At 60.4% G+C, this 25421-nt stretch carries 26 protein-coding genes; 5 read left to right on the top strand and 21 right to left on the bottom strand.

Annotated features, from left to right (window positions below):
• The 3 genes from ACYP01_RS09375 to ACYP01_RS09365 all read right to left on the bottom strand — a co-directional run.
• On the bottom strand, positions 1–976 hold a 976-nt coding region (locus ACYP01_RS09375; RefSeq protein WP_459679603.1), incomplete at its 3' end, for a baeRF2 domain-containing protein.
• A 201-nt stretch (positions 977–1177) separates the two neighbouring features.
• Positions 1178–2260 (bottom strand): M48 family metallopeptidase, encoded by a 1083-nt coding sequence (locus ACYP01_RS09370; RefSeq protein WP_459679600.1) that lies wholly within the window; start codon positions 2258–2260, stop codon positions 1178–1180.
• 77 nt (positions 2261–2337) lie between these two features.
• Positions 2338–2541: a hypothetical protein gene (locus ACYP01_RS09365; RefSeq protein WP_003945456.1), complete on the bottom strand. Its 204-nt coding sequence runs from the start codon at positions 2539–2541 to the stop codon at positions 2338–2340.
• Positions 2542–2686: 145 nt separating this feature from the next.
• On the opposite strand from ACYP01_RS09365, the gene ACYP01_RS09360 reads away from it, so the two are divergent.
• The gene (locus ACYP01_RS09360) at positions 2687–2842 is read left to right on the top strand and encodes a DUF6131 family protein (RefSeq protein WP_003945912.1); all 156 of its coding nucleotides are present in this window, start codon (positions 2687–2689) and stop codon (positions 2840–2842) included.
• Here ACYP01_RS09360 and ACYP01_RS09355 read toward each other — a convergent pair.
• A complete protein-coding gene (locus ACYP01_RS09355; RefSeq protein ID WP_065456071.1) occupies positions 2836–4014 on the bottom strand; it encodes a carboxylate-amine ligase in 1179 nt (392 codons plus the stop codon). The two genes, ACYP01_RS09360 and ACYP01_RS09355, sit on opposite strands and share 7 nt — an antisense overlap.
• Positions 4015–5287: 1273 nt before the next feature.
• Here ACYP01_RS09355 and ACYP01_RS09350 point away from each other — a divergent pair.
• A complete protein-coding gene (locus ACYP01_RS09350; protein WP_081305440.1) occupies positions 5288–6013 on the top strand; it encodes a GntR family transcriptional regulator in 726 nt (241 codons plus the stop codon).
• Here ACYP01_RS09350 and ACYP01_RS09345 read toward each other — a convergent pair.
• From ACYP01_RS09345 to ACYP01_RS09300, 10 genes are read right to left on the bottom strand one after another with little or no spacing between them, the layout of a single operon-like run.
• Positions 5973–7241, bottom strand: a complete 1269-nt coding sequence (locus tag ACYP01_RS09345; RefSeq protein WP_065456070.1) for an NAD(P)/FAD-dependent oxidoreductase — start codon at positions 7239–7241, stop codon at positions 5973–5975. The genes ACYP01_RS09350 and ACYP01_RS09345 overlap by 41 nt on opposite strands.
• 13 nt (positions 7242–7254) lie before the next feature.
• Entirely contained in the window at positions 7255–8100 is an 846-nt protein-coding gene (locus tag ACYP01_RS09340; protein WP_064112942.1) for a M55 family metallopeptidase, read from the bottom strand.
• A 52-nt stretch (positions 8101–8152) separates the two neighbouring features.
• Positions 8153–9247 (bottom strand): serine hydrolase domain-containing protein, encoded by a 1095-nt coding sequence (locus ACYP01_RS09335; RefSeq protein WP_065456069.1) that lies wholly within the window; start codon positions 9245–9247, stop codon positions 8153–8155.
• A complete protein-coding gene (locus tag ACYP01_RS09330) occupies positions 9244–9996 on the bottom strand; it encodes a creatininase family protein (RefSeq protein WP_064112958.1) in 753 nt (250 codons plus the stop codon). The genes ACYP01_RS09335 and ACYP01_RS09330 overlap by 4 nt, the downstream gene beginning before the upstream one ends.
• Positions 9997–10033: 37 nt before the next feature.
• On the bottom strand, positions 10034–10993 hold the full coding sequence (locus ACYP01_RS09325; RefSeq protein WP_003945892.1) for a serine hydrolase: 960 nt from the start codon (positions 10991–10993) through the stop codon (positions 10034–10036).
• Positions 10994–11052: 59 nt separating this feature from the next.
• Positions 11053–12033, bottom strand: a complete 981-nt coding sequence (locus ACYP01_RS09320; protein WP_037132368.1) for an oligopeptide/dipeptide ABC transporter ATP-binding protein — start codon at positions 12031–12033, stop codon at positions 11053–11055.
• Positions 12030–13028 carry an ABC transporter ATP-binding protein gene (locus tag ACYP01_RS09315; RefSeq protein ID WP_051649482.1) on the bottom strand — a complete coding sequence of 333 codons (999 nt, stop codon included), beginning with the start codon at positions 13026–13028 and terminating at the stop codon, positions 12030–12032. Before ACYP01_RS09315 ends, ACYP01_RS09320 begins: the two co-directional genes overlap by 4 nt.
• Positions 13025–13918 (bottom strand): ABC transporter permease, encoded by an 894-nt coding sequence (locus ACYP01_RS09310; RefSeq protein WP_064112944.1) that lies wholly within the window; start codon positions 13916–13918, stop codon positions 13025–13027. The genes ACYP01_RS09315 and ACYP01_RS09310 overlap by 4 nt, the downstream gene beginning before the upstream one ends.
• The gene (locus tag ACYP01_RS09305; RefSeq protein WP_003945487.1) at positions 13911–14942 is read right to left on the bottom strand and encodes an ABC transporter permease; all 1032 of its coding nucleotides are present in this window, start codon (positions 14940–14942) and stop codon (positions 13911–13913) included. Before ACYP01_RS09305 ends, ACYP01_RS09310 begins: the two co-directional genes overlap by 8 nt.
• Positions 14939–16525 carry an ABC transporter substrate-binding protein gene (locus ACYP01_RS09300; RefSeq protein ID WP_459679588.1) on the bottom strand — a complete coding sequence of 529 codons (1587 nt, stop codon included), beginning with the start codon at positions 16523–16525 and terminating at the stop codon, positions 14939–14941. The genes ACYP01_RS09305 and ACYP01_RS09300 overlap by 4 nt, the downstream gene beginning before the upstream one ends.
• A gap of 150 nt (positions 16526–16675) precedes the next feature.
• On the opposite strand from ACYP01_RS09300, the gene ACYP01_RS09295 reads away from it, so the two are divergent.
• A complete protein-coding gene (locus ACYP01_RS09295; RefSeq protein WP_459679585.1) occupies positions 16676–17629 on the top strand; it encodes an ornithine cyclodeaminase family protein in 954 nt (317 codons plus the stop codon).
• 100 nt (positions 17630–17729) lie between these two features.
• Here the strand turns inward: ACYP01_RS09295 and ACYP01_RS09290 are convergent, their stop codons facing one another.
• Both ACYP01_RS09290 and ACYP01_RS09285 read right to left on the bottom strand, forming a co-directional pair.
• Complete coding sequence (locus ACYP01_RS09290; protein ID WP_459679582.1) at positions 17730–19136, bottom strand: serine hydrolase; 1407 nt, start codon at positions 19134–19136, stop codon at positions 17730–17732.
• 184 nt (positions 19137–19320) lie between these two features.
• On the bottom strand, positions 19321–20208 hold the full coding sequence (locus ACYP01_RS09285) for a class I SAM-dependent methyltransferase (protein ID WP_459679579.1): 888 nt from the start codon (positions 20206–20208) through the stop codon (positions 19321–19323).
• Positions 20209–20495: 287 nt separating this feature from the next.
• Here ACYP01_RS09285 and ACYP01_RS09280 point away from each other — a divergent pair, with 287 nt between their 5' ends.
• The gene (locus ACYP01_RS09280; RefSeq protein ID WP_459679576.1) at positions 20496–20852 is read left to right on the top strand and encodes a hypothetical protein; all 357 of its coding nucleotides are present in this window, start codon (positions 20496–20498) and stop codon (positions 20850–20852) included.
• Positions 20853–20904: 52 nt separating this feature from the next.
• Complete coding sequence (locus ACYP01_RS09275; RefSeq protein ID WP_459679573.1) at positions 20905–21390, top strand: RNA polymerase subunit sigma; 486 nt, start codon at positions 20905–20907, stop codon at positions 21388–21390.
• A 44-nt stretch (positions 21391–21434) separates the two neighbouring features.
• On the opposite strand, the gene ACYP01_RS09270 is transcribed toward ACYP01_RS09275, so the two are convergent.
• The 5 genes from ACYP01_RS09270 to ACYP01_RS09250 all read right to left on the bottom strand — a co-directional run bounded on the left by ACYP01_RS09270 (position 21435) and on the right by ACYP01_RS09250 (position 25356).
• Positions 21435–22205 carry an SDR family oxidoreductase gene (locus ACYP01_RS09270; RefSeq protein ID WP_459679571.1) on the bottom strand — a complete coding sequence of 257 codons (771 nt, stop codon included), beginning with the start codon at positions 22203–22205 and terminating at the stop codon, positions 21435–21437.
• Complete coding sequence (locus tag ACYP01_RS09265) at positions 22202–22789, bottom strand: TetR/AcrR family transcriptional regulator (RefSeq protein ID WP_459679568.1); 588 nt, start codon at positions 22787–22789, stop codon at positions 22202–22204. The genes ACYP01_RS09270 and ACYP01_RS09265 overlap by 4 nt, the downstream gene beginning before the upstream one ends.
• Positions 22790–22840: 51 nt before the next feature.
• A complete protein-coding gene (locus ACYP01_RS09260) occupies positions 22841–23368 on the bottom strand; it encodes an SRPBCC family protein (protein WP_459679565.1) in 528 nt (175 codons plus the stop codon).
• Positions 23369–23430: 62 nt separating this feature from the next.
• The gene (locus tag ACYP01_RS09255) at positions 23431–24141 is read right to left on the bottom strand and encodes an enoyl-CoA hydratase/isomerase family protein (protein WP_459679562.1); all 711 of its coding nucleotides are present in this window, start codon (positions 24139–24141) and stop codon (positions 23431–23433) included.
• A gap of 27 nt (positions 24142–24168) precedes the next feature.
• A complete protein-coding gene (locus ACYP01_RS09250; RefSeq protein WP_459679560.1) occupies positions 24169–25356 on the bottom strand; it encodes a zinc-dependent alcohol dehydrogenase in 1188 nt (395 codons plus the stop codon).
• Positions 25357–25421 lie beyond the last annotated feature (65 nt).

Below are 25421 nucleotides of genomic sequence, written 5' to 3'. Positions count from 1 at the left end.
GTACCAACTCGGTGCCGGTCCCGATTGCGATGTAGGGGAGTACGCGATCGGCGGGCCCGATCAACTCTCCACTGGTGACTTCCTTGTCGTCAGGATCGGTGAGCAGCAGCGTCTCGACCTTGCCCTGTTCGAGGGCGTCGAGGACGCGTGCGGTCCCGTCGATGGAGAGGCCGGAGTCCCGGCCCTGCTCCGCGACGTAGCGTTCGGTTTCCACATCCATTCTGCGCAGTCGCTGCGTGTCGATCAGTTCACGAATCGACTTGGACACCTCGGCGGGTGTCGAACCGACTGAACGCGAACCCTTTTCGACGTCCACCACCCGTAGCGTCGACGGCAAAAGCTGTGCAAAAGCTTTGCGGGATTGTACTTCTCCGATGACAACTACCAGCGCGACCTTGTGTTCACGGGCGAGCGCCGCCGCGCGCTCCACAGCCTGAGTCAGGTTCTTCCGGATATTCTCCTCCACGAGGCTTTGGCTGTCGGTGTATCGCTCCTGACCGCCCACGTGTGCCTTGTGGACCGGGAAGCCGTCTCCGTCTACCGTTTCGCCGTACACGTCACGCCCGCGAGCATCGCGCACGCACAGGTCCGCGCCAGTGTGGTCGACCTTGGCGATGAGGAACGGTTCGGTGTCGTATCCGTGTGCGATCAGTGGAATCAGGTAGGGCAGTTCGCCCAAGGTCGCGATAGTGGAGCCGGCAGGTTCGAGCAGAATATCGTCGATCAGCACTGCCTCGGAAGTGGCGACGATCGCGCGTCCGGCGCGACCTGAGATGCCGTGATGGTTGTCCTTCACCTCGTCCAGTCGTGCGATCAGCGATTCCGATGCTCCCTGTTTCGTGAGTTGATTGCGCATCGAGCGCCATTCGAGTTCGAAGCGCTCGCGCGCATCTTCCCGGTTACGGACGTCTTCGAAGTACACGGAGGCAAACGGGCCGTCACTCGAACCGACCTTCTTCAGTCGCCCAGCATGCATGTCGGCTCCCTTCTGTAGTGGTCCTATGCCGCGTACCCGACAACCGGTGATTCGACACGACCGCTTTCAGTTCGCACGTTTGTTCGACTGCTGGTACTGTCTGTGAACGTGAGGGTGGTGCAGAGGGAAGCCTGCATCACCTTCACGCCAAGAGCCCGGGACCTGCCGCCGACTGCCTTCGGCGGCAGGTCCCGATTCTGCTTACTCGGCGTCGTCGGTGCCCTTCGACCTGTCGGAACTCTTGCGCCAGTGGGTGAATCGTTCCTTGATGTCCGACGCTACATCGCCGACGCCATTCCCCACGGCGCCGACCGCACCGCCCAATCCGCTACCGATGTCGCGCACCATGCGGATCAAAGGGTCCTCCGACTCGTCGAAGTTCTGCTTGTAGGTCTTGGCTGCATTCTTGAACTCGTCGCTGATCTTCGATCCGTCGTCATCGCCGCGACGGGGGTAGTTTCCGCGCAGAATCGCGGCGTAGTCTCCGCTGTCCACCCACTTCTTGAGCTCGGCGGCGCGAAGCACCGAGAACGGGTGAGAGAGCAGTTCGATGTTGAGGAGCTTGAGTACACCGTCGCGGAGGTCGCCGCTGGCGTCGTACTCGGCGGCCTGGGCAAGAAACGCGTCGATGTCGATTTCACTGACTCGGGATCCGCCCGCCAATTTCATCTGGACGCGAATCGCGGTGTGTACGTCCTGCCCGCACAACAGTCCGGCACGATCACCGGACAGTTCTGACTTGCGCTGCCATTCCATGAGGGCGGCGATGATCGCGCGCAATGCCCATCCGCCGACGGGCAGCCATCCGATGGTTCCGGCCAGTCGCATCAAATGCATCAGGATGGTCCGATACACAGCATGACCGGACAGCGCGTGGCCAAGTTCGTGGCCGATGATGAACCGCTGTTCCTCGTAGTTCATCACGTCCAATAGGCCGGTAGTGACCACCATGAACGGCTTGTCCATGCCGATGGTGAAGGCGTTGACCATCGGGGTCTGGAGTACGAACAGCTCGGGTGTCTCGTCGGCCTGCAGGATGTCGACGCAGTCACGGCGCAGGTCGTTCAGGTCGCTGAACTGGCGTTCGTCGACTCGCACCGACGTGGCGAGGTACATGAGGCGGTGCTGACGTTCTTGGAGCAGTCCGGACAGCGTCCGCAGAACAGTGTCGAACCCCCGAAGCGTCCGGAGCGTCACCAATGCAGCCCGATCGGCCGGGTGTTCCCACGCACGCGAGCTGATGTCCGGGAACTCGATTCGGGTGCGATCTGGTGCAGTGGTCATGGTGGCCCCTCACTTCGATGTGTGTCGACTCACCTCCAGGGTAACGACTAGTCGGTTTAGCGTGGATTTCCGGCAGCTCACTCGGTGGGCTGGGGGAGCGTGCAATCGGTGACTTTGGGGTTGACGCCGAAGTAGTTCAGCGGACCCGCGATGACCGTGAGCGCGATGGTCCCGACGCCGGCGCAGTTGGTCGGCGAACTGCTGTAGTAGCCGCGTTGGCCGGCCGCGACGGCCCCGACTATCAGCCAGATCAGAACGATCAGAGTCACAATTCTCATCATGGCGGGCTCGATTCTTCAAATATTATGGTGCCCAGCGAAATACCCGGTCAGAGTGGGTATGAAACGCTCTGCCGACGGGTATCCACGGTGTATGCGGCTCGAGGCGGGCGTATCCGCCCGAGTGAACGCACTGAAGGAGCTTGTGATGATCATCCTCGGCGTGATCCTGCTGATAATCGGTTTCGTGGTGAACATTCCGATCCTGTGGACGATTGGTGTCGTCTTGCTGGTGATCGGAATCATCCTGTACGCGCTTGGCGCGGCCGGGCACGCCATCGGTGGTCGGCGGCATTACTACTGATCCGTTGTCGGCTCGTCGTGCGTATCCGTGCCAGTCGGCGCGGTCGGTACGGTGCGCTGAACGGCACGCGCAATCAGTTCCCGAAGGCAGACCTGGCGCAGCGTTCGCTGTTGCCAGTCGCTGCCGTTGCCTGTGACTGACTTGAGCTGCAGCGCCGACTCCACGCTCGCGTACTCGCCTCCCTCGTCTAGGGAGTCACGGACATGGATCAGGAGCCGGTGCAACAGTTCGGTGGCTGAAATTCTTTGTGAGGTAATCGGATCGATCGACGCTCCCAGGACGCCTTCCTTCGCGGATACCCAGGTTGCGAGGCGGAGGCTCTCGAGGGAAATGTTCGGAGCCTCGATGCCCCGGTCTATCGCGCGTAACGCAGTTGCCACCAGAGCCCGTCCAAGGGTTGCAAGTAGCGCTGCATCCTCTGCTGTCGGCTGAACGTCGCAGACTCGGATCTCGACGGTCGGTAGGTGGCAGGAAGGTCGGATATCCCAGTAGGCCATCCGCTTGTCGAGCATCACGCCGCAATCCACCATCTTCGCAACCGCGGTGTCGAAGTCCCCGGTGGTCTCGAAGTACGGCGGCGGCCCGGCGACTGGCCACCTGGACCATTGGATCGCCCGCCAACTCGCGAAGTCGGTGTCGACTCCTTGGTGGACACGGGAATTGGCGCTCAGTGCCAACAAGGCGGGCAACCAGATGCGCACGTGATTGCAGACCTGCACGGCCTGTACTTGATCAGCGACGCCCACATGTATGTGGCAACCGCAGATGCTTTGTTCGGCAGCGAGGGCGCCGAAGCGTTCGCCCATCCGGCGGTAACGAGGCGAGTCGCTGATCTCGAAACGCGAAGGCCCCGAAAGCGGTGCGCCGACGGCCAACAGCCTGCAGCCGTTCAACTCGGCAGCTTTTGCCGCGAGCCGACGCATGTCGATCAAGTGGGTTCGGAGTTCGTCGATGCCATGGCACACGGGAGAGTTGGTCTCGACTTGGCAGCGGGACAACTCGAGCTGAAGATCCAACCCCAGTGTCGACGCGGTTTCCGCAACCGCAACATTGTCGGTGGACGGCAACCAGGAGGTTGGGTCGACGAGGATGAATTCTTCTTCGACGCCGACGGTCGGGGTCGTCGATTCGTGGCGGCCAGCGGTGGATTCGGCCGAGCAGGTGGCGCCCATGCTCGCGTCTACCCGGTCGGTCGAAGGCGGAAACCGACCCGAGGAAGCCCCGTTCTCGTCGGGAGAACGGGGCCTGTGGTCGGCCTTGCCAACATCTCGGAAGCGTCAACGAGTCCTTGCACACCGTATGAATCTGGGGACTGGCGTGCCTGGGAAAACGTACTGTGTCGGACTCGGTAAAACGAGACCCCAAGGCATGTCTCACCCCCTATTTCACCCTCGTGTGGACTTGTCCGCACGCCCTTCGCCGAGTCGCGGATCATGACCTGGCGGCCTGCGGTGGTGCAGTCTCGGCTTTATCCGTGGGGCCGCCGTTATCGAGCAGATTCCGAGAATGCGAACCCATCTAAACTAACGTCCAGCATTCGGATGTGACGTTCTGGCGGAGTGTGTGGGTTCGGTGAGTCAACAGATATTTGATCAGTTAATCGCGTGCACAGCATCCGGAGAAGTTGTGGAACTTTCGAACTGGTATTGCGTTTCACCAGCGCAAATCTTCAGTGGTCATGAGTAAAAGTCAGAAGATGGGAGAAAGTGCCTGGGATTGTGTTGCTACCGGTTCGTTATCGCATACGAGTGTCCACTATGTGCGTGGATGACGACTCTTGAAGGCGGGCAAAACTGCGTGTCAGCTGTGTCGGAGCTTCCTCTGCCTTTGTGTTCTTGGATTGAGAGTTTCACCAGGAATATCTTTCGTGATCGACGCGCCGGGAAATTTTTCTCAAGATTTACCCACTTGCTAATTGGGGAATTCAGCGGGTTGCGGAAGACCGAAATATTGCGGGTGGGAGCTGTTATTTCCGGTGATTTGCCCATATCTTGCTGAGTGACGTATTTGCGACCGAAGTGTCGCGCGGTCGAGAAATAATGCTTTTCATGCTTTACATTGGAAATTGCAAGATGCACGTTTCATCCTCAGTGTTAAACGAAAGGACGAACGCAATGGGTAGCTTGGAAGATTTCGACATCGCGGCACTTCTTCAGAAGGTCATCGCATTCTTCGACGGATTCTCGTCGGACGAGACCGAGACCCCCACGGGCTAAGACTTAGCGAAGCCGCTGTGCATCCGGATGACACTGGATGCGCAGCGGCTTCTTTGTATCAGGACCCCATCTGTCAGCCCAGCCGGATCTGTCAACCCAGCCGGGAACTGAGCTCGGTATCTCGGCCGGGGCGGACTCAGCTTGCACATCGGTGCGAGCTGGAACGATCTTTGTCACATAAAATGTTAGGTATTACATATTGGACATCGATGAGTATTAGGGTGCAGGTATGGGGACGAAGCAGCCGGCCGGTTCAAGCGCAGATCGTAGTATCCGCGACGAAAAGCAGAGTGCCGTATTCCAACCACTGGCACGGACCAGCTTGCGCAGCGATGCCACGAGACTGCTTCGGGCCCGGATCTCGAGCGGTGAACTGGAGTCCGGCCGGCTCTACGCGATTGGCGACATCGCAGCGCAACTCGAGGTCTCGCCCACCCCGGTGCGTGAGGCTCTACTCGATCTGAAGAGCCAAGGGCTCATCGAGATGGTGAGGAACCGCGGCTTTCGCATCGTCGAACTGACGGATGACGAACTCGCGGACATCGTCGAAGTCCGGCTGATGCTCGAGCCACCTGCAATGGCGAAGGTTGCCGTGCTCGAACCCCCGCTGGATCTCACCGATCTCTGGAAGCTGAGCAAGCGCGTCGAGAACGCCGCGGCCGAGGGGGATCTGGTCTCATTCCTGACCCTGGACAAGGACTTCCACCTGGAACTTTTGGCTGCACTGGGTAACGCACGGCTGGTCAAGGTGGTGGAGCAGTTGCGCGATCAGACTCGCCTGTCCGGGCTGAAAGGCATTGCAGGCAGCAAGGACTTGGTCGGGTCGGCTCGGGAGCACGATCAACTCCTGCAGGCGTTGGAATCACGAGATCCGGTTGCGGCCGAAGCTGTCATGACTGCACACCTCCACCACGTCAGCGGGTTGTGGGCCGGACGCTCCGAAAAGTCCGACTGAAGCGGTCTGGCCCGAACACGCCGGCATAGGCCGGGAGGCTTCGGCCGAACACGCTGCGAGCGACCAACTCTCCGGTGACGGGGCCGAGGGTTATACCGAGCATCGCGTGGCCGGTGGCGACAGTGACATTCGGATGGTGAGGTAAGCGACCGATGATGGGCATCCCGTCGGGTGTCATCGGGCGTAGCCCTGTCCACGGGACTGCATTCTGCGGAGGTTCCCAGGTGTCGAAATAGTCGGCTGCCGAGGTCAGTATGCCTCCGGCCCTTCGCTTGTCGATGTGTTCACTTCGGCCTCCGAATCCCATGGTGCCGGCCAGTCGAGTCGCACCGGACAACGGCGTGACGGCAACTTTGGCTTCCGACAGATACGACGCCCGAGTACCGACGGGGAAAATCGGTGGAACGTCGAAACCGTAGCCTTTGCCGGATTGGACGGGGAGTGTGTACCCGAGTGCTCGCACCACATCGGCGCTCCAGGTGCCCGCCGCGACCACAAAATGATCGGACGTCATCGGCCGTTCTACTCCAGAAGCTGTCACGTTGCCGGCGGAGTCTGCTGACAGTGTGAGTTCGGTGCCTTCCACGATCTCGACCCCGAGGCTCTCGCACTGTGTGATCAAGCTTTCGACGAAGGCTGCGGGGTCGAGGAATCTCTCGTGGGGACAGACGATCCCACCGACGACCGAGCTCGAGAGTCCCGGCATCAGCTGAGCCGTTCGGGCACTGGTGTGTACGTCGAATTCGTCACCGCCGAGTGCTCGCACCAGCGTCATTTCTTCGGCGTGGGAGTCGAGCGACTTCTGTGTGCGAAACAGCTGCACCAATCCGGATCGGTGGTTTTCGAACTGAAGCCCAGTGCGCTCGAGTTCGTCGAAAAGCTCGAAAGTCCGATGATTGAGTGCCATCAGATTTCGCAGACCGGATTCGAATCTCGTTGTGGTGCAGTTGCGAAGCATCGCAATCAAGAAGGAGGCAAGGCGAGGGTCGCGGCTGGGGCTGATGTACAGCGGGCTGTCAGGACGCAGCATCCACTTCAACGATTGGGTCAGTACTCCGGGGGCAGGGACGGGGGCCGACATGCTCGGGACGACCCACCCGGCGTTATGGCTCGACGCGCCGGTTCCCGCATCCCTCGCGTCGACTACACACACGTCGGCTCCCTCGGCAGCCAAGGCCAGCGCCGAACACAACCCGATCGAACCGGCACCGATAACGGTCACTCTCATGGAAATTTGCCCTCTACTGACGGTTGGCGATCGTCATCTGTCCGCGGAGGCCGGCAGATGCCAATTGATAGTTGACGGTGATCAGTCCGATGATGTCGTCGACGGTGTTCAAGCGATGCTCGATGGTTCGATCTGACGTTCGCCGAGAACCGGGGACACCCTCCGCCATCTCCGCAGCAGTTGTTGTCGGGTGAACGATTTCGAGGACCCACTCGTCGCGTAACTCCGTCGGCTTCAGCGAGTCGCACTGTTGCACAACTCGTCTGGATGCATCGCGAATGGCTGCGCACGCCAGACTCGGCGGAAGCGAGTTGGTAGCAGACCACCCGTGCGCCTGCTTCACCACGACGGTTTCGGTCGAAGGAGACGTAGCGCTGACCAACCCGCAGATCACGTCATCTCCAGTGACCAAGCCGACCGGCACGCCGTGAGTAGCCGCGTAGAGCGAGTTCACATCGCTTTCCGACACGGTCCTGCCGTCGAGACGAACATCCGTGAACAGAGCCGAGAACGTATGTGCCAGCACACCCGGACCACCCGCAGGAGCGTGGTAGCCGACGAAAAGGGCCACGTCGTGTTCAGCGGTGAGACCCTCTGCCATGCACTGCAGTTTCGGCGATCCGAACAGAACCCGCGCCCGCGGATCCAGTTCGGCGTGCAGCAGATTGTCCATCGTTCCATGACTGTCGTTGACGAGCACCGATTGCGCGCCCGCGTCGAATGCTCCGGCGATTGCCGCGTTGGCCTCGGCCGTCATCAGTGCTTGCGCACGTTGGTATCCGTGACCTCCACGAACTATCTGGTCGAGCGTCGCAATTCCTGCGATGCCTTCCATGTCCACCGAAATATAAACGTGCATAGTGAGACTCTCCGTTTGTCGATTGTCTTCGTGACGACTCGGTCCGGGGCGGTCAACCGTTCGGGATGGACAAAGCTTCTCGTACCGTATTCGCCAGGACGACCGAGGCCGGCACCTCGAGAGGCGTCGTGGCAACCAGTCGATTCTTCGTGAGCGCGAAACTCAAACCGTAGTCCGGATCGGCAAACCCGTACGAACCGCCGAACCCGCTGTGGCCGAATGAATTCGACCGTCCGCCCATTGCAATCCCTTTGTCGCCCAGTAGATAACCCAAACCCTTGCGGACCGGCGCCTTGTGCGTTTGATCGTACGCATCGGTTTCCAGCGTCGTTGCCAGAGTGGTCCGCGCTGGCGGGAGTAGACGCACTCCGTCCACACCATCGCCGATCAACGACGCATAGTGTTTGGCCAAGGATCGAGCGGAGGTGATGGCACCTCCGGCAGGGACAGCTGATGCCTGAATCGACGGAGTGTTGAAGAGCTCCGCCATGATCCGAGTATCAGGGCTCGACGCGGGACCGGTCAGAACTGATTCGTCGTTCGCGAGAACCGCGATGCGGTCCCTAACCGAAGGAGGGACGCCGAAGAACAGATCCGTGATACCCAAAGGCTCGCAGATCAGTTCGGCGACGATCTGGCCGAAGGGCTTCCCGTACACGCGACTTGCTACCTCGCCGAGAACGAATCCGGAAGACAGTCCGCGGTACGCGGTCTCGCTACCCGGAGTCCACATCGCCTCGGACTCGGCCAGGCGAGCGCAGGTGCCGTCCCAGTTGTCGAGGTGAAAGTCGTGTGTTATGTCCTGGACTCCGGACGTGTGGACGAGGACCTGTCGAATAGTCGCCTCTCCCTTGCCGTTCTGTCCAAACTCCGGCCAATAGTCGCTGACCCGTGCGTCGTAGTCGAGTTCGCCGCGTTCGGCAAGCAGATGCACCGTCGTATACATGAGACCTTTGCTGCACGAGAAGATCGGGAACAAGGTGTCACTTCGGACGGGCGCACTTCGAGTGGGTTCGGTGTGCCCGGACCAGGCATCTACGATCAACTGACCGTGCTGGTACACCGCAACCTGGATGCCGAGTTGGGTGTCTGCGGCGACCATTGCGTCGAGTTCGGCCTGAACCACCCGCTGTACGTCGACAGTCATCTTTTGCGTCCCTCGTGCTGGGCGATCTCGGTACGAAAGTACTCCGAGACAACGGTGGTCAGTGATTCGAGGTACCGTTCGCCGCGTGACTCCAGTGCGGCGACGGGGTCGCCCAAGATACCGTTCACCGACAATGCTTTTGTCCCGCCGTCGAACAACGCGGTGGCAGTGTCCTTGTCGAAGCGTCCAAGGAATCCGGGCTCGGCGGCGTTCATGTCGACGAGGTCGGGTCGCAGTGCGAGGACTATCGATGTTTCGAAATCGCCGGCATGAGAACCGCAGGCCTCGGGAGAGATCGAATCCTCCTCAGCCACTGCTTCGAAAGCTGCGAGCAACTGGAGAAGATCGGTGTGCGCATGAATCCGTGTCTCGCCGATCCGGGGTCCGACTCTCTCGATCAGATGCGCGAGGGGTTCGAAGTTGCCGCCGTGGCTCGAGATGACGAGGATATTGTCGAACCCATGAGCGGCGAGACTGCGAACGTAATCTTCGACTACGTCGAGAAACGTCGCCTCGCGCAGAGAGACCGTTCCGGGAAACGACATGTGGTGCGGGGAAACTCCGAACGCGATGGTGGGCGCCACCATTGTCGCCCCGATCCGTGTGGCGACGGCAAGCGAAGTGGCAGTGCCGATCAGGGTGTCCGTGGACAGAGGCAGGTGCGGGCCGTGTTGTTCGGTCGCTCCCACCGCGAAGATGACGTTGCGGATCCCGTCGTTCATCGCCTCCTGCATCTGGGTCCACGTCATCTCCGCCATCGAGGGGGTGCGCCGAGCGTAGGGCTCATCAGGCTGTTACCGCCGTCGCAGCGGCGTCGCGGCTTGCGTTCCGAAGGCTGTCGATCGCAAGTGCGGCGATCTTCCCGATTGCCGCGTCCACCTTGCTGTTACGCATGTAGTTGTTCTTGTCCCTCAGGAAGATCGCTACAACGTAGAGATCCTCGTCGCCGAAGTCGACGACGCCCACCTCGTTGCGAACCCCGGCAAGGAACGTGCCGGTTTTGCCGGAGATCGTCGGTCCGTCGACGTACGCGGAGGAGAGGCGGTGAGGCGCGAACTGCAGGCCCATCACTCGGCGTACTTCTGCGCAGGCTTCGGCGTCTGCAGCCTTGTCCGTCCAGATGAGGCTGAGCAGTTCGGTCATCTCACGAGGGGTACTGGTGTTACCGCCGCGCGCGTTCAACGACTCGCCTGCTGCGATGGCCGCGACGAACTCGTCCTCGGGAAGCCCGAACGGGTTGCCGGTGGAGGTGTTCTGCAAAGTTGCGTATTCATCGGTCGAGAGTTCCTGGAGAGCAAGCGAAATGATGCCTTCGCAATCGGTGGTGATGGAGGTCGAGTTCAATCCGAGCGCGCGGAGTCGGCTCATGATGTTCTCGGTACCTACCATCTCTTGCAGAATGTCAGTGGCGGTGTTGTCGCTGACCTGCATCATGAGCAGGGCCAAGTCCCGGATGGATACTTCCACGTCGTCCGTCATCGCTGAAATCCCGGAGGGCCCGATGGTGCGCCTGTCTGCAGGGACCTTGATTCGGTCGGCCAGTTGTATGCGTCCTTCGGATGCTTGGGCGGCGACCTCGAGCATGACGGGGACTTTGTAGGTCGAGGCGGTCACCGAACGTGCATCGGCGCCGGAACCGATTTCGAGGTTTCCGTCGAGGCTGCGGACGTGAAACGCAACGGTGGCGTTTGCGTCGTCACACACGTCGGCGATGGAGGCGAGGATCCTGAGGGGATTGGTGCTCATGGTATTCCGTTCCGGGGGTTGGTGTGAAGGAGAATGTTTCGGTCAAGGCAGTGACGTGTTCATGAACTCGCGGAATTAGGCGGGGCGTAAAGATGACAACGCGCCTCACCTGACGGCGTGGAATAGGTCGGGGGCGAAACCGTGTCGCAGATCGCGCCGATGCGTAGGTGACATCTCTCGTGAAAGACACAGCCGCCCGGCGGGTTGTCAGGCTTCGGGGGCTCGCCGGTGAGGATGATCCGCTCTCGCGCAGCTTCGGAGAACAGTGTCGGCGATGCCGAGGCCAATGCGCGTGTGTACGGGTGTGCGGGGTCGGTCAGAATGCTCTCGGTCGAACCGTACTCCTGCACCTGACCCAGATACAGGACGGCAACCTCGTCGCAGAAGAATCGAACGACTCCAAGATCATGACTGATGAAAAGGAAGGATGTTCCGGAGTCCTCTTGAATGTCCTTGAGGAGGTTGAGAATCTGCGCCTGCACCGAAACGTCCAGGGCGGAGACAGGTTCGTCGGCGACGATGAGTTTCGGTTTCGCTGCGACGGCGCGTGCGATCGCCACTCGCTGGCACTGCCCACCCGAAAGTTGGTGTGCGTACATGTCTCCGTACGAAGCGCTCAGTCCGGCACGGTCGAGCAAATCGTCGACGTCCTGGCGACGCGCCGAATGCCCGCCTATGCGTAGTGGTTCGGCGACGGCACGCCAGATCGGCAGCTTCGGATCTATCGATGCGCGCGGGTTCTGGAAGATCATCTGCACCGATCCCGGGGTTCGCTTGCGAGAGGACTTGCCGGTGACACGCTGCCCCAATATTTCCAGGTTGCCACCGGACGGCTCGAGCAGGCCGGTCACAACTCGACCGAGAGTGGACTTGCCGCTTCCGCTTTCACCGACCAGTCCGAGAGACCGCCCTGCCGGGATCGACAGGTCGACGCCCCGAAGCGCCTGCACGGCGCGGCCGCCCAGACGTGTCCGGAAGGAATGGGTGATCCCTTCCAAGCGGGCCACTTCGTGTGTGGAAACTAACTGGTGTTTGGTCATCGAGCCACCTCACTTGCCAAGACGCGCTGATGTGAGCCGGTCATCGGGTGCAGACAGGCCGCGAGATTGTGTCCACTTCTTTCGAGTTCGGGCGAGCCTGAAAGGCATTCGTTGCCCGCACGGTCGCAGCGTGGGGCGAAGTGGCAACCGTGGTTTCGGTCAGACAACGGCGGCACGATCCCTCGTACCGTCTTCAAACGCCGAGCGCCCGAGTTCATGCTTTCCAAACAGTCGACCAGTGCGTGCGTGTACGGATGCTCCGGTTCACGCAGTACGTTGTCGACGGATCCGGATTCGACGATCTTGCCCGCGTACATCACGTACGCCCGGTTGCAGTGTTGTGCAACCAGCCCGAGATCGTGCGAGATGAACATCATGGACATCCCCTCGTCTTCGATGAGACTGTGCAACAGATCCATGATCTGCGCTTGCACTGTTGTGTCCAATGCGGTGGTCGGCTCGTCGGCGATGAGCATCGTCGGTTCGCAGGCCAGAGCCATTGCGATGAGTACACGTTGGCGCATCCCACCGGACAATTCGAAAGGAAAGGCACCGGCGACCCGATCCGGGGCCGGAATCCCGACTCGGGCAAGCAGTTCGCGTACTCGTTTGGCTGCAATGCGTTTGGTGACCTTGTGATGTATACGTACGAGATCGCCGAGTTGTCGTTCGATGCTCACCACTGGGTTCAGCGAGGTTCCGGGGTCCTGGGGGATCATCGCAATGTCGGTGCCTCGAAGCGGGGCCAGCGCACCACGGTCGGACATGTCGAATTGCCGGCCGTCGAAGACCATCTCTCCATGTGCCGCTAGGGAGCCTTCGAGGAGGCCGAGTACGGAGTACGACGTCACTGATTTGCCGCAGCCGCTCTCACCGACCAGTGCGACGCTCTCACCCGAATTTATGTGGAAGCTGACTCCGTCCACTGGTCGCAGTGCGGGATTGTCTGCCAGTGCTACACGGAGATCCGTGATCGACAGCAGCGGTATCGTCATCGGTTGCTCCTCGGGTCGAGCGCGTGGCGAAGGCCGTCTCCACAGACCAGCAGAGTGATGACGACGAGGGCGATGGTGCATCCGGGGACTATCGACATCAAAGGCAGGTCGATGCTGTGGGTCGACCCGAGGGCGAGCATGTTGCCCAGAGACGAGGTCGGTGGCTGGATACCGAGACCGACGAAGCTGAGCCCGGCTTCGGCGATAACGGTGAAGGCGAAGATCAGGGTCAGCTGAACCGACACTGATTCGATCATGTTCGGCGTGACGTGCCGAACGATGATGCGCCAGGTCGGAACTCCGCTCACGGCTGCGCTGTCGATGTATTCCTCTTCACGAATCTTGAGTACGACACTGCGTGTAACCCGTGCGAGATACGGCGTGTAGCCCGCAACGAGAGCGATGACCGTACTGGTGACCCCCGCTCCCATTGCGGCGATGAGCGCCAGTGCGAGCAGCAATGAAGGCAAAGCCAGCCCGACGTCGATGACCCGGGCAATGACGGTATTCGCAATTCCACGGGTGAAGCCTGCCAGCATTCCGAGTGGTAGCCCGATGATCATGACGCCCAATGTCACTGCAGCACTGATGGCGAGTGAGGTGCGGAGTCCGAACAGTAGACGGCTCAACTGATCTCGACCCAGATCATCGGTGCCGAGGAGATGCTCACCGTTGGGTGGGGCGAGAGTCGACGTGAGATCTTGGACGTTGGGGGAGTGCGGCGCGAGAAGAGGCGCGAGCACGGCCGCCGACACCAGTACGAACAGAATGCTCCATGCCACCTTCTGACCAGGCAAGGAGAGAATGCGGGCCGTGAATCGACGCCGCTGACGTGTGCTCGGCGCGATTGGGGAAGACGGGGAAAGCGCAGCTCCGAATGACTCAGTCATTGTCGGTCCTGACTCTGGGATCGATGAGGGAATAGACGACATCCATCAGAAGATTGACAGATACGACAACGATGACCAGCACGAGGATGCAACCCTGCACCACTGTGTAGTCGCGAGCCAAGACGGATTGAACGAGGAGTCGGCCCATACCGGGAACGGCAAAAGCATTTTCGACGAGGAGTGCTCCGCCCATCAGCGCGCCCATCTCCAGTCCGGCGATCGTCACAGTGGGAAGTAGTGCGTTCCGTAGTGCGTATCGAGAGTAAACGCGACGCTCGGGGATCCCGAATGACCTTGCCGTCCGGACGTAATCGGAGTTGAGTGTGCCGATCAAGGATGCACGCGTGGTCTCGAAGAGCAGAGTCGACATACCGACACCCAGCGCGATGGTCGGAAGAATCATGTGTTGGAAATGCGCACCGATACCGTCACTGATCGACGAGTATCCAAACGTCGGCAAGACGTTCTGGAACGCGATGATCAACAGGAGAGCCAACCAGAAGCTGGGTACTGCGATACCCAGCGTTCCGACCAGTCGGACACTCCGGTTCGCGCGATCGCTGGTGAACCTTGAAGCGAGGACGCTCAGTGGTACCGCGACCAACAATGCGAAGCCAAGCGCATACATGCCCAGTTGAAGTGTTACGACGATGCGGTCGGACAGTAAGGTCGTCACCGAGTCGTTGAGCACCAACGACTTTCCGAGGTCGCCGCGAGCGGCGGCGGACAGCCAGTCGAAATACTGGACCACCACCGGCTTGTCGAGACCGAGTTCGGAACGAATACGTGCGATCTGCTCAGGACTGACAGACCCGCCCGGCCCGCTCACTGTGCGAGCGGGGTCCCCGGGGATCGTCCGAAGGAGTACGAACATCAGGAATGTTGCGGCGAGTCCGACGATTCCCAGTTGTGCGGCATTGACCAACAGGGTGCGCGCGATTCGACGCAGCCGGCCGGACGAGGGCGCGGGCTCTCGCTCCTTCGGCGGCATGTCGGAATCAGGTACCGCTTCGATCACGCTCACTTGGCGAGCCAAACCCTCGAGAGTGGATTGGTGCCACCCTCCGTGAATTCGTATCCGCCGACCGATGGGCTGGTTGCGGCGATCTTCTGCGGGTACACGGTGAACGCTGCGTAGGCATTGTCCGCGATCAGCTTGGATGCCTGCTGGTACATCTGTGCCCGTTGCTGCGGATCCTGTTCGGCGCGAGCAGCGTCGAGCAGTTTGTCGAGTTCGGGATCGTTGATCGAAGAGGCGTTCAGATCGCCCTTACTGTGGAACAAGGGGTAGAGAATCTCGTCGGGATCGACGGTGGCCGTGGTCTGACCGCTGTTCATGACCGTGAAATTCTTTGCTGTGTAGATCTTCTGAGCCCAGGATCCGAACTCCTCTTTGCTCAGGTCGACCTTGATGCCGACGTTCTGGAGCTGTTCGGCAACCGCATCGGCTTCTGTCGAGAACGGAGTCTGGGTGAAGGTGCTGAACGGAACCGTCGTACCGAGGTCGAAGTTTCCGTTCTTCAGGAATTCCTTTGCCTTGTCTGTTGAAAACGTCTGTGAGGCAAGACCGGAGAGGTCCGAGTAGGCATCGCCGATTTTCGGGCTGAGGGGCCCGCTCGCCGGATCGGCGTATCCCTGGTAAATGCCCTGTGCGATACCGTCACGGTTGATCGCTGCAGAGAACCCGCGGCGTACGTCGACGTTGTCGAAAGGCTTGACCGCCTGGTTGAAACTGACGTAGTTGAACGTGTTGCTGATCGACGTCTTGATGACCGAGTTGCCTCGGCTTTTGACTTGTGCGAGTTGGGCCGGTGTCACACCGAGAACATCGAGTTCCCCGTTGACGAATGCCTGCATCGAGGTGGTCGGGTCGGGAAGGATCGAGATCTTGATCGAATCCAGGTAGTTGTCGTCAGCCCAGTAATCGTCGTTGCGGACGAGCCTGATGTACTGACCGGTCTTGTACTCCTCGAACTTGTACGGACCGGTGCCCACCGAAGCTTTGAACGGGTCGGTCTTGGCGTACTGCGTCACGGCGGTTGGGGACATCATCATCACCCGTCCACGGCGCAACGAGGCGACAAATCCACCGGCGGGGGTCGAGAGATTCATGGTTACTTCATGGGGTGCGCTGACCTCAACCGATTCCAAAGACGGCGGCAGGTTCGCACCGGTTCCATTCGGGTCGAGCAATCGATCGAGATTGAATTTGACTGCTTCGGCATCGAACGGCGTTCCGTCAGTGAACTTCACACCATCGCGGAGGGTGAAGACGTACTGCGTGGGGGAGGTCTGCTTCCAGGACGTAGCGAGTTCGGGTACCGGTTGACCGTCCTTGAAGTCGACCAGACCGTTGTACGCGAGGGTAGCGATCGATGCTGTGCCCACCGAGGTGACGGCCATTGTTCCCATGTCGAACGCAGGTGCAATCGGTTCTGCGCCGATCGAAACTCGCAGTTCACCGCCCCGCTGCGGCTCGCCGGCGGGCTCGGACGAGGCGCCGGCGTCTTGAGTTGCGCCTGAACAACCACCGAGAACCAGTGCGAGTGCAGTTGCAGTTCCCACCAGAGCGGTACGCCTCGAGAACCGCGTCATTGTCTTGTCCATCAGATCCACCTTCGGGCCGTTCGTTCGGAACGGCGGGTTCGTACGGAGCCTTGCGAGGATGCATTAGGTGTAATACCTTACCGATTGGATGTCAAGGAATTTCAGTGAACTAGCCCTGAAGTACACCCCGAGAAACGGAATCGGAAAACGATGGAAATCGAAGATCATGCAGTGGCTCCACACATCGCCCTCGCCAGGCTCGACTCGTTGATTCCCGTCGGGGTCGCCGTCGCAGCGGTGGCCAGTGCCATCACCGAACTTCACGAGGGGCGGCTCGAACAACCACCGCGAACGGTCGTGGCGGACGGCCAGTTGCTCGTGATGTCCGCACTGCATCGGACCACCCGAGACGCCGTTGTCAAGACGCTGACGATCTACGACATCGACGGAAGCAGGCGCATCGAAGGAACTGTGCTCTGGTACGACGGAGCCACCGGACTTCCGCGATTCAGCGTGGAGGCCCACCGGTTCACCGCGCTGCGAACCGGTGCGGTCTCCGGTGTGGCAACGGACGTGCTGGCGCCCGAAAAGGTCCGGCGTCTGGCGATCCTCGGCTCCGGCGCCCAGGCCGCGACACAACTTGATTCCTGCTGCGCAGTACGGGAATTCGAGGAGATCTCGGTACACAGCCGGACTCTCGCGCATGCACAACGCTTTGTCGACGAAGCAAAAGTGAGGCATCCAGGACTCCGGCTCTCGGTAGCAGGATCGGCAAACGAATGCGTCGGAAATGCTGACGTGGTGTGTTGTGCGACCGGTGCCACGTCACCGTTGTTCGACCTCGCAGCACTACCGGCAAACGTCCACGTCAATGCAGTCGGATCTTTCCGTCCGTCGATGACGGAACTCCCTGCCGGGCTCATCGATGCTTCGACGGTTACCGTCCTCGACGACGTAGCCGGATGTCTGGAGGGATCGGGCGAAGTCAGGTCGGCAATCGAGCGAGAGTTCCCCATCTCCGACCTCCGATCACTGGGCGCGGTAATGGAATCCGGCGTGGAGCGTCACGGTCGCACGGTGTTCAAGTCGGTCGGGTGTGCAGCACTCGACTGGGGCGTCGGCAAAGCGATCGCCGACAGGCTCGAGCGCGTCGTACTTTCCTGACCGATCACAAAGGCCTGCCCCAACGGATCCCTTTGTCGGGACAGGCCTTTCGGTGAATCTTGCGCGAGTTGGGACGTGCGCTCGAGTTGGGGAGTGCGCTTTAGCTGGTCGCATCATTCTGGATCAAGAGCATCGCGTCGTCGACCGGATCGAAGTACAGAGCCGGGTCGGCAACCAGTGCAGCGTCGTCACCATGAGTTTGCATGGTGACAACCCAGGCACGATCGTCGTGTTCCACGTAATAGGCACCCGCGAGGACCCCGATGGAACTGCCGCCCTTGAATCCGCCGTAAGTGAACCATTTCGCGGACTCGTCACTGAGCGCCGGATCCTCGGCGAGAATGTTTCGAACCGGTGCGCCGCTCTCGGTCTTCGCCTTCTCTTGCAACGTGACCAACGCGGCACGCAGGTCGGCGGGCGAGGCGAACCAATCGATGTCGAAAGGCCATGCGGGGGTGGTGAATGCTGACGCCGGGATGTCCACCAGGCCGCCAGGTAGTGCCGCGAGTATCGCTCGACGCTCGTCCGGAGTTCCGTCGCGCCAAGCGATACGTTGTGCGCCTTGGTCACCCCAGCCGAGTTGGAACAGTGCGCGGGTCGGCTTGAGCGGGATGTTGAGCGAAGGATTTGCCATGCCCATCGGGGCGAACTCGGCTTCTACCTGCTCGCGCCCGACAGCAGCGATCAGCATGTCGGTGGCGGTGTTGTCGCTGATCGAGATCATCTTGCCGGCGGTATCTCGGACCGTGACTTCAGTTCCCGATGGCAGGTCCTGCATGGTCCCGCCGGGCATCGATTTGAGGTCGTCGGTGATGGTGAGCTTCTGATCCCAGGAGAGTGTCCCGTTCTGGACGGCCGTCGCGACCGCGCCGAGAACGTACAGCTTGATCGTTGACCCTGTGGGCTGTGGTGAGGTGTCGCCGACACTGAAGACTTCGGCGTTCTTTCCTTCGGTGACCTCGGTGACGGTCAGATTGGTCGGCGCGGGAAGCGCTTTGACAGCTGCCTCGAGTTCTTGCCAAGATGCGGCCGGCACATGAACGTCCTTGGTCGGTGTGATCGCCATTCCGAGGATCAGCCCGTTGCCGTCGACAACGACGTTGACGTCGAACGCACCGCCGGTGGTGCTGGTGATGGAAACTGTGCCGTCGGAGTCGCCTCCCTTGTACTTCACTGTTGTCCAAGGCTGTCCGGCTCGGATGGAGTCGAAGTCCGGAGGTGTCAGGACGACGGGTGCAGTGGGCCCGAAGTGTTCGGCGATTTCTTCCTGGGTCAATGGCGCGCTCGTGTTGAACGCATTGAGAAGCCAGGTGATCTGCTTGCCGACGGGGCTGTCGGGGATCGTGACTGTCGTGGGTGTCTCGGTGGGGGAGGTCTTTGTGCTGTTTTCAGAGGTTCGTGCGGAATCAGTCCCGGAAGTACATGCGGCGAGGGCGAATACCGCTGCGGAGGCAAGTGCCACCAGCGTGAGCGGGCGACTCTTCCTGCGTGTGTGTTCGAGTTTCATGGACTCATTTCATCAGCGTTCTCTTCGGCGCGCGTCCGTCTGAGATGTAGACGTACTCAGACTGAGGTACTGAATCGGTTCATCCTCGGGTACCGTCAACCACTTGTAGTGGTGACACGCACCTTGCAGCTGGACAAATGGGAGAAAGGCTGCACTCGAAGAACTTTCGTGATGACTGCGAGAGCTAGTTCTTGGTCGCGGCCAAAAAGGAGGGTTGCGTTGACAGCGCTGCGATTTCTTCGGGGAGTTCGGGGATCCGGCGATCGTACAGTTCTGCCAACTCGACCGAGCTGAAGCGTCGGACAGTCCAATTGTGTTCAGCCAACCACTGGCCCGGATCGGATCGCTTGTCGCTGTAGAACAGTTGCGAAATGTCCAGGTCTCCGAATGGGTTCTCGGCGAAGTACTTGGATCTGATGGCCGCCAGCTTGCTCGGGTCGGTTCCGGCCGGAAAGTCGTTCACTGCCAAGCGACTACCGGTGGCCGAGAGTTCGTCGATCCGCTCGAACAGGGCGTCGTGGGCCGGGCCGGGGAGATAGGCGAGCAGGCCTTCCGCCGACCAGGCCGTGGGTTCGTTCGGGTCGAAACCAGCCTCCTCGAGTGCGGCCGGCCAGTCGTTTCGCAGATCAGTAGGCACAGTGCGTCTATCGGTCTTCGGCTGGGCGTCGTGCGCCGCGAGCACTTCGGCTTTGAACTCCAGCACCTTTGGCTGATCCACTTCGAATACCGTCGATCCTGAGCTCCAATCCAGCCGGTACGCACGCGAATCCAACCCTGCTGCAACGATTACCGCCTGCCTTACTCCGGATTCGGTTGACGACGAGAAGAATTCGTCGAAGAACCTGGTTCGCAACCCCATGAAACCGCCGAAGGGGGTGTCCTCGAGGAGTGTGGGATCTTTCAGAAGAGCTGTGAAATGCGGCTCGGCTGCAGCTTCTACGAACCACGAGGCGAACTTGTCTTCGATGATCGCGTCCGGACGGGTGCTCTCCAGTGCTCGGAACGTTGCCACTGCCAGCGCGGTGAGTCCGACGCTACTGACGATGTCCCACGTATCTCCATCGCTCCGCATTGTCTGGGTGTCCTTCCGCTCTTGACGACTGAGCCGAACTCTCTCGACCTTACGCCCGTGTGACCCCTCGTCGCCTGGAACGGAACGGTCGGACTTGGAGCAGAGAATGCACGGCTGACTGGGTCGAAAAGTTTTGCAGTGCAAGGCGTTCGGTTTGAATCAGCATCCTGCCAGGAATTTGCCAGGTTAGTGCCAGTGGACGGCCAGGATGCAGGACTTCACTGGTGAGTGCCCCAATCGAGACAGCGAGAGACCGTCTCGACAAATCTATGGAGAAGGGATTGATCATGACACGACTATCCGTACCGGAACAACGCAAGAAGCACTTCTTGTCCAAGCTCGCCGTGACGGGTGCAGTATTGACCGTACCCTTGGCCGTCCTCGCCGCGCCGGCTTCAGCAGACGCTCTGAATCATGATGTCGCACAAGTTGATAACAGTTGGAATGGCGATAGGGGTGGGGATCACGCCCACGATTGGGGCCATGGCGGAAACGGCGGTCCGGGTGGTAACTGGAATCAGGGCGGTACCTGGGATCAGGGCAACGAGTGGGGCCAGGACAACCAGAACCAATGGCAAAGCTGGCAAGATCAGGCACCCGCGCCGACTGTGAACCCCTTCGCCGGACAGTTCGGTTCCAGCTGATCCCTCGGACTGCATGACAAATTCCCCGTCGAGAAAGAGAGAATGTGAGCCCATGTTGCAGGAAGGCTCGCTGGAGGGGCTTGCCGCCGCGGCGCGGAGTGGTGGCCGCGAGTCCATGACCAGTTTGTATGCGGCGTTTCGTCCGATGGTTGTGCTGCGGTGCCGCGCCGAGCTTGATCGGGCCGTCTCCGACTCCGCCGCGGATGCCGCGTGCGTCGCGGTTCTCACGGCAGTGTGCGACGGATCGGAGACGAATCAGCCTTTCCTGCGTCTGCTGTACGCGAGTACGAGCGTCGCGATTGCTCGTGCGGCATCCGACGGTTTCGCCGGCGGGTCGCTCCCGCCTCCGACAATGCTTCCGGTTGTCGAGCGCGACGTCCTGGTGTTGCGGTTGATCGTCGGCCTCGACAACAATGAGACTGCAACATCGCTCGCCCGTACGACCGACCAGGTGTCACTCGACCTGCATCGGGCGCTCCAGCGACTGCGAAAGTTGCCTTCTCCGAACGCAATCAGGGAGATTTTGGTGCCCACCTGAGGGTGCTCGGCCTGCGCAGATTCAGGCGGAAACGGAAGCCGACTTTATTGGCCGGCGATGTACTCGATCGACGGTCCGGCAGTCCAACCACCGTCGACGGCGATCTCGGAACCTGTTGTGTACGAGGCATCGTCTGAAAGAAGGTAGGTGACCGCACCGACCAACTCCTCCGGGCGACCGACGCGGCGATACGGATTGTTGGGGAATGCGCCTTCTTCGAGGCTGATACCTGTCGGTGCAGTCATGGGCGTCAGGACCATGCCGGGGTGAACCGAGTTGACCCGGATCTTGTCGCGACCGAGTTCGACGGCAGCAATCTTGCTCAGCCCTCGCACGCCCCACTTGGCTGCGCCGTAACCGCTGGTCAGAGCCATACCCATCAGGCCTGCGGCCGAGGAGATGTTCACGATGGATCCGCCACCGGCGGCCTTCATGAACGGGACCACCGTGTGGATTCCGGTGTGTACGGACACGAGGTTGATCTGGATGATGCGCTGGAACATTTCGAGGGGCTCGTCGGCGACGGTCTGCCCGGAAGCGGAGATTCCCGCGTTGTTGACCAGTCCGTTGATTGCGCCGAACTCGGACACGGCGAACTCGACGGCGGACTTCCAGGATCCCGGGTCCGTGACGTCGAGATGAACGTAACGCGCTGCCTCGCCGAGAGATTCGGCCACCGCTCGACCGTCGTCATCGAGGATGTCGCCGATGACCACGCGCCCGTTGCCTGCGACGATGCCGCGCGCAAACGCTTCACCGAGGCCGCGGGCGCCACCTGTGACGAGAACGATTTTTCCGGAGAGATCTTGAGTCATGACTGTTCCTTACCTGTAGGGTGCGCGAGATACGACATCGAAAACGCGTCGAGCGCGCGGTTGATTGCCGTGAGTGCAGGTGTTCGGCGGTCTGCCATTTCCCGCAGTGCTGCGACCACAGCGAGCGTCGATTGACCCGCCGCTGCAGTGGTGTCGAGCGAGGTTTCCGGTCGATCGATCAGCCGGGCCACTTCGGGGCGAATGAGCTCCATCGTCTCGAAAGTCGCTGATTCCCATACTCTCCGGAGTGCGGCATCACCGAAGATGATCGGCATCAGGGATCGAGTCATGTCTTCGAAAGACTCACCGACCGAGGCGACGAAGGCGTTCCGGACGGCCAGCGCCAGTCCGGAATCGTGTGGCTGCTCACCGAGTGCAACGGTGAGACTCCGATTCCCGTCGTCGAGCATCGGCCAGATGCTCTCCTCTTTGGTGGCGAAGCAGCGGTAGAACGTTCGCTCGGAGATTTCCGCGCGCTCCGCGAGTTCGGCGATGGTTGTCGAAGTATCACCGCGTTCGACGAAAGCGGCAGCACAACTCTGCGAGACGCGGAGAAGTAGTCCAGTGCGGCGGGCTGTTGCCATATCCGCACTGTACCAAAAGTGGCAGAAACTGCCACAAATGGTGTCGGCCGGTCAGCCGACGTTACCTTCGATTCCGGAAGCCTCCTGCTCAACTGCGTTCTTGAGGTTCAGGAGCGTCTTGCGAATGTTGCTGCGCTGAAAGTCGGCGAACGTTTTTCCTCCAGTGGCAATTTTGTCGAACATGTCGGCGGCGAAGTCCGGCCAGCTGCGCCTGTCGTCCGTCCACGTTTCGGTAACTCGGGTTCCGTCGGGCACCGGCGAGAATCGGTACTGCCAGGTTGCGATGGAGGCGGGGATCCGGGGAGTACTGAGGCCGATCTTGTGAACACGGAATTCGAAGAGCTTCCCGGCGTCGGCTGCAGTGACTGTGCATCTTGTGGTCCACTGCGCGTGCCCGCGCTTGTTGTGTCCGTCGAACTCCATTCCCAGGAAAGCGCTTTCGCGGTCACTTCGCAAGGTTGCGCCTAAGTTTTCGGGACTCCAAGCGCCCATACGAGTGGGATCGCTGATGAGCGCGTAGAGGGAAAGCGCGTCGGAGCTGACGACGACGCTGTCGGAGACGGTGAGTACCCGAGCCATTTCGGTTTCAGTTACTTTCTGTCGAGCGTGTGTGAAGCGAGTGCGACGATCGGTGGTATCGGTCAGTTGTCTTTCAGTATTACCTGTTTGTCGATTCCGACTACTGGCGTTCGTAGGAGGGCCAACGGCTCGGCATACAGCAGTTCCTTGATCTCATGGAGCGTGCGCCCACGGGTTCGAGTCAACGTGCGTGCGTAGTCGACGGCTGTTGAAAGTACATCGTCCGCAGTCGCGACTTGATCTACGAATCCTGCTGACAATGACTCGATTCCGCCGTACCTCCTACCTGTGACGAGCGCGTCGTGGACTGCGCGTGTCGGAAGACGGGATGCCAGTAGGGCGATGCTTCCGGGTGCGTAACTCGCGCCGATAGTGATCCCTGGCAGGCAGAAGAAACCGCGATCCTCACGCATCACGACGTGATCGTGCGCGGTGGCCAGAATTGCACCACCGCCGAAGGCATGTCCCGGAATCGCGGCGACGGTGGGCATCGCAAACGTCAAGATTCGCGCGAACAAGGTTTGCACGCGGTCAATGTACCCGTTGACCTGATCGGCGTTGTGCAGAATCCAATCTGTATCCAGCCCAGTGGAATAGAACTTGCCCACAGCTGTCGTGACCAGCGCCCCAGGACCGTCGAAGTTCTCGACTTCGGTGAGGAGGCCCTCGACCTGGTCGAGCCACTGGGGATTGAACGGATTCGGCGTATCCGGCTCGCCTTCTTTACCCAGGTGGAGGACAAATACTTCTCCGGCGCGATCCAAATACGGCATATCGGGCGACAATACTGCGGAGTTGGATTACCCGTGCGGTTTCAGTTGGATCTTGACCGCGCCTTCCTGCTTCTTCTGGAAGATCTCGTAGGCGTGTGGCGCCTCATCGAGCGGCAGCTGATGGGTGGAAAAGGTGTCGACGCCGAGTGGGTCGTCGTCAGTGAGCAGGGGCATGATGTCCTCTACCCACTTCTTGACGTTCGCCTGGCCCATCCTGAGCTGAATCTGCTTGTCGAACATGGTCATCAGCGGCAGCGGATCGACCATTCCGCCGTAGACACCGATCAAAGAAATGGTTCCGCCGCGCCGAACGATGTCGATGGCCGAATAGACAGCGCCAAGGCGATCGGTTCCTGCGTTACGCATCGCAGGCGCGGCAAGAGCATCGGGAAGGAGTCCGACGAACTGCTGCGCGAGCTTTCCGATCGGAGACCCGTGCGCTTCCATACCGACAGCGTCGATCACCGAATCGGTTCCGCGGCCGTTTGTCGCGTCTCTGATGGCATCGCCGATCTTGCTGCCGTAGTCGTCCAGGTTGAGGGTCTCGATACCGCGTTCGGCAAGGCGCGCAAGGCGTTCGGGTACACGGTCCACACCGATTACTCGAAACCCCTTGTGGTGGGCGATACGAGCCGCCATGTCACCGATCGGTCCGAGGCCGAGGATTGTCACGGACCCACCCGGCGGAATGTCGGCGTATTCGACCGACTGCCAAGCGGTGGGGAGCACGTCGGAGAGGTAGACGAATCGCGAATCCGCGGGACCTTCGGGAACTTTGATGTGTGTGAAATGTGCTTGCGGTACTCGGAGGTACTCAGCCTGCCCGCCGGGCACCGAGCCGTAGAGCTCGGAGAAGCCGAACAATGCTGCGCCCGTTCCCTGATCGCGGACCTGCGTCGTCTCGCACTGTGTGTAGAGGCTCGAATCGCACATGAAACAGTTGCCACACGAGATCTGGAACGGAATCACGACGCGGTCACCTATCTCGAGATTCGTGACTTCCGAACCGACTTCTTCGACGATTCCCATCGGTTCATGGCCGAGAATGTCGCCGGCATTCATGAACGCACCCAGAGTCTCGTACAGGTGCAGATCGGATCCGCAGATATTCGTCGTGGTGACCTTGATGATTGCGTCGGTGGGTTCGACGATCTTCGGGTCCGGAACCGTATCGACGCTTACTTTCCGTTTGCCTTGCCAAGTCACTGCGCGCACTGGGATCGACCTCTCATCGTGGAAATGCTGTTCGCAGTCACCTGCCCGAAAGCACTGAAATGCAA

It is taken from the genome of Rhodococcus sp. no. 34 (genome assembly GCF_054589475.1).
The sequence above is the reverse complement of the archived record's forward strand: the minus strand, read 5'-3'. Positions and strand labels throughout refer to the sequence as shown.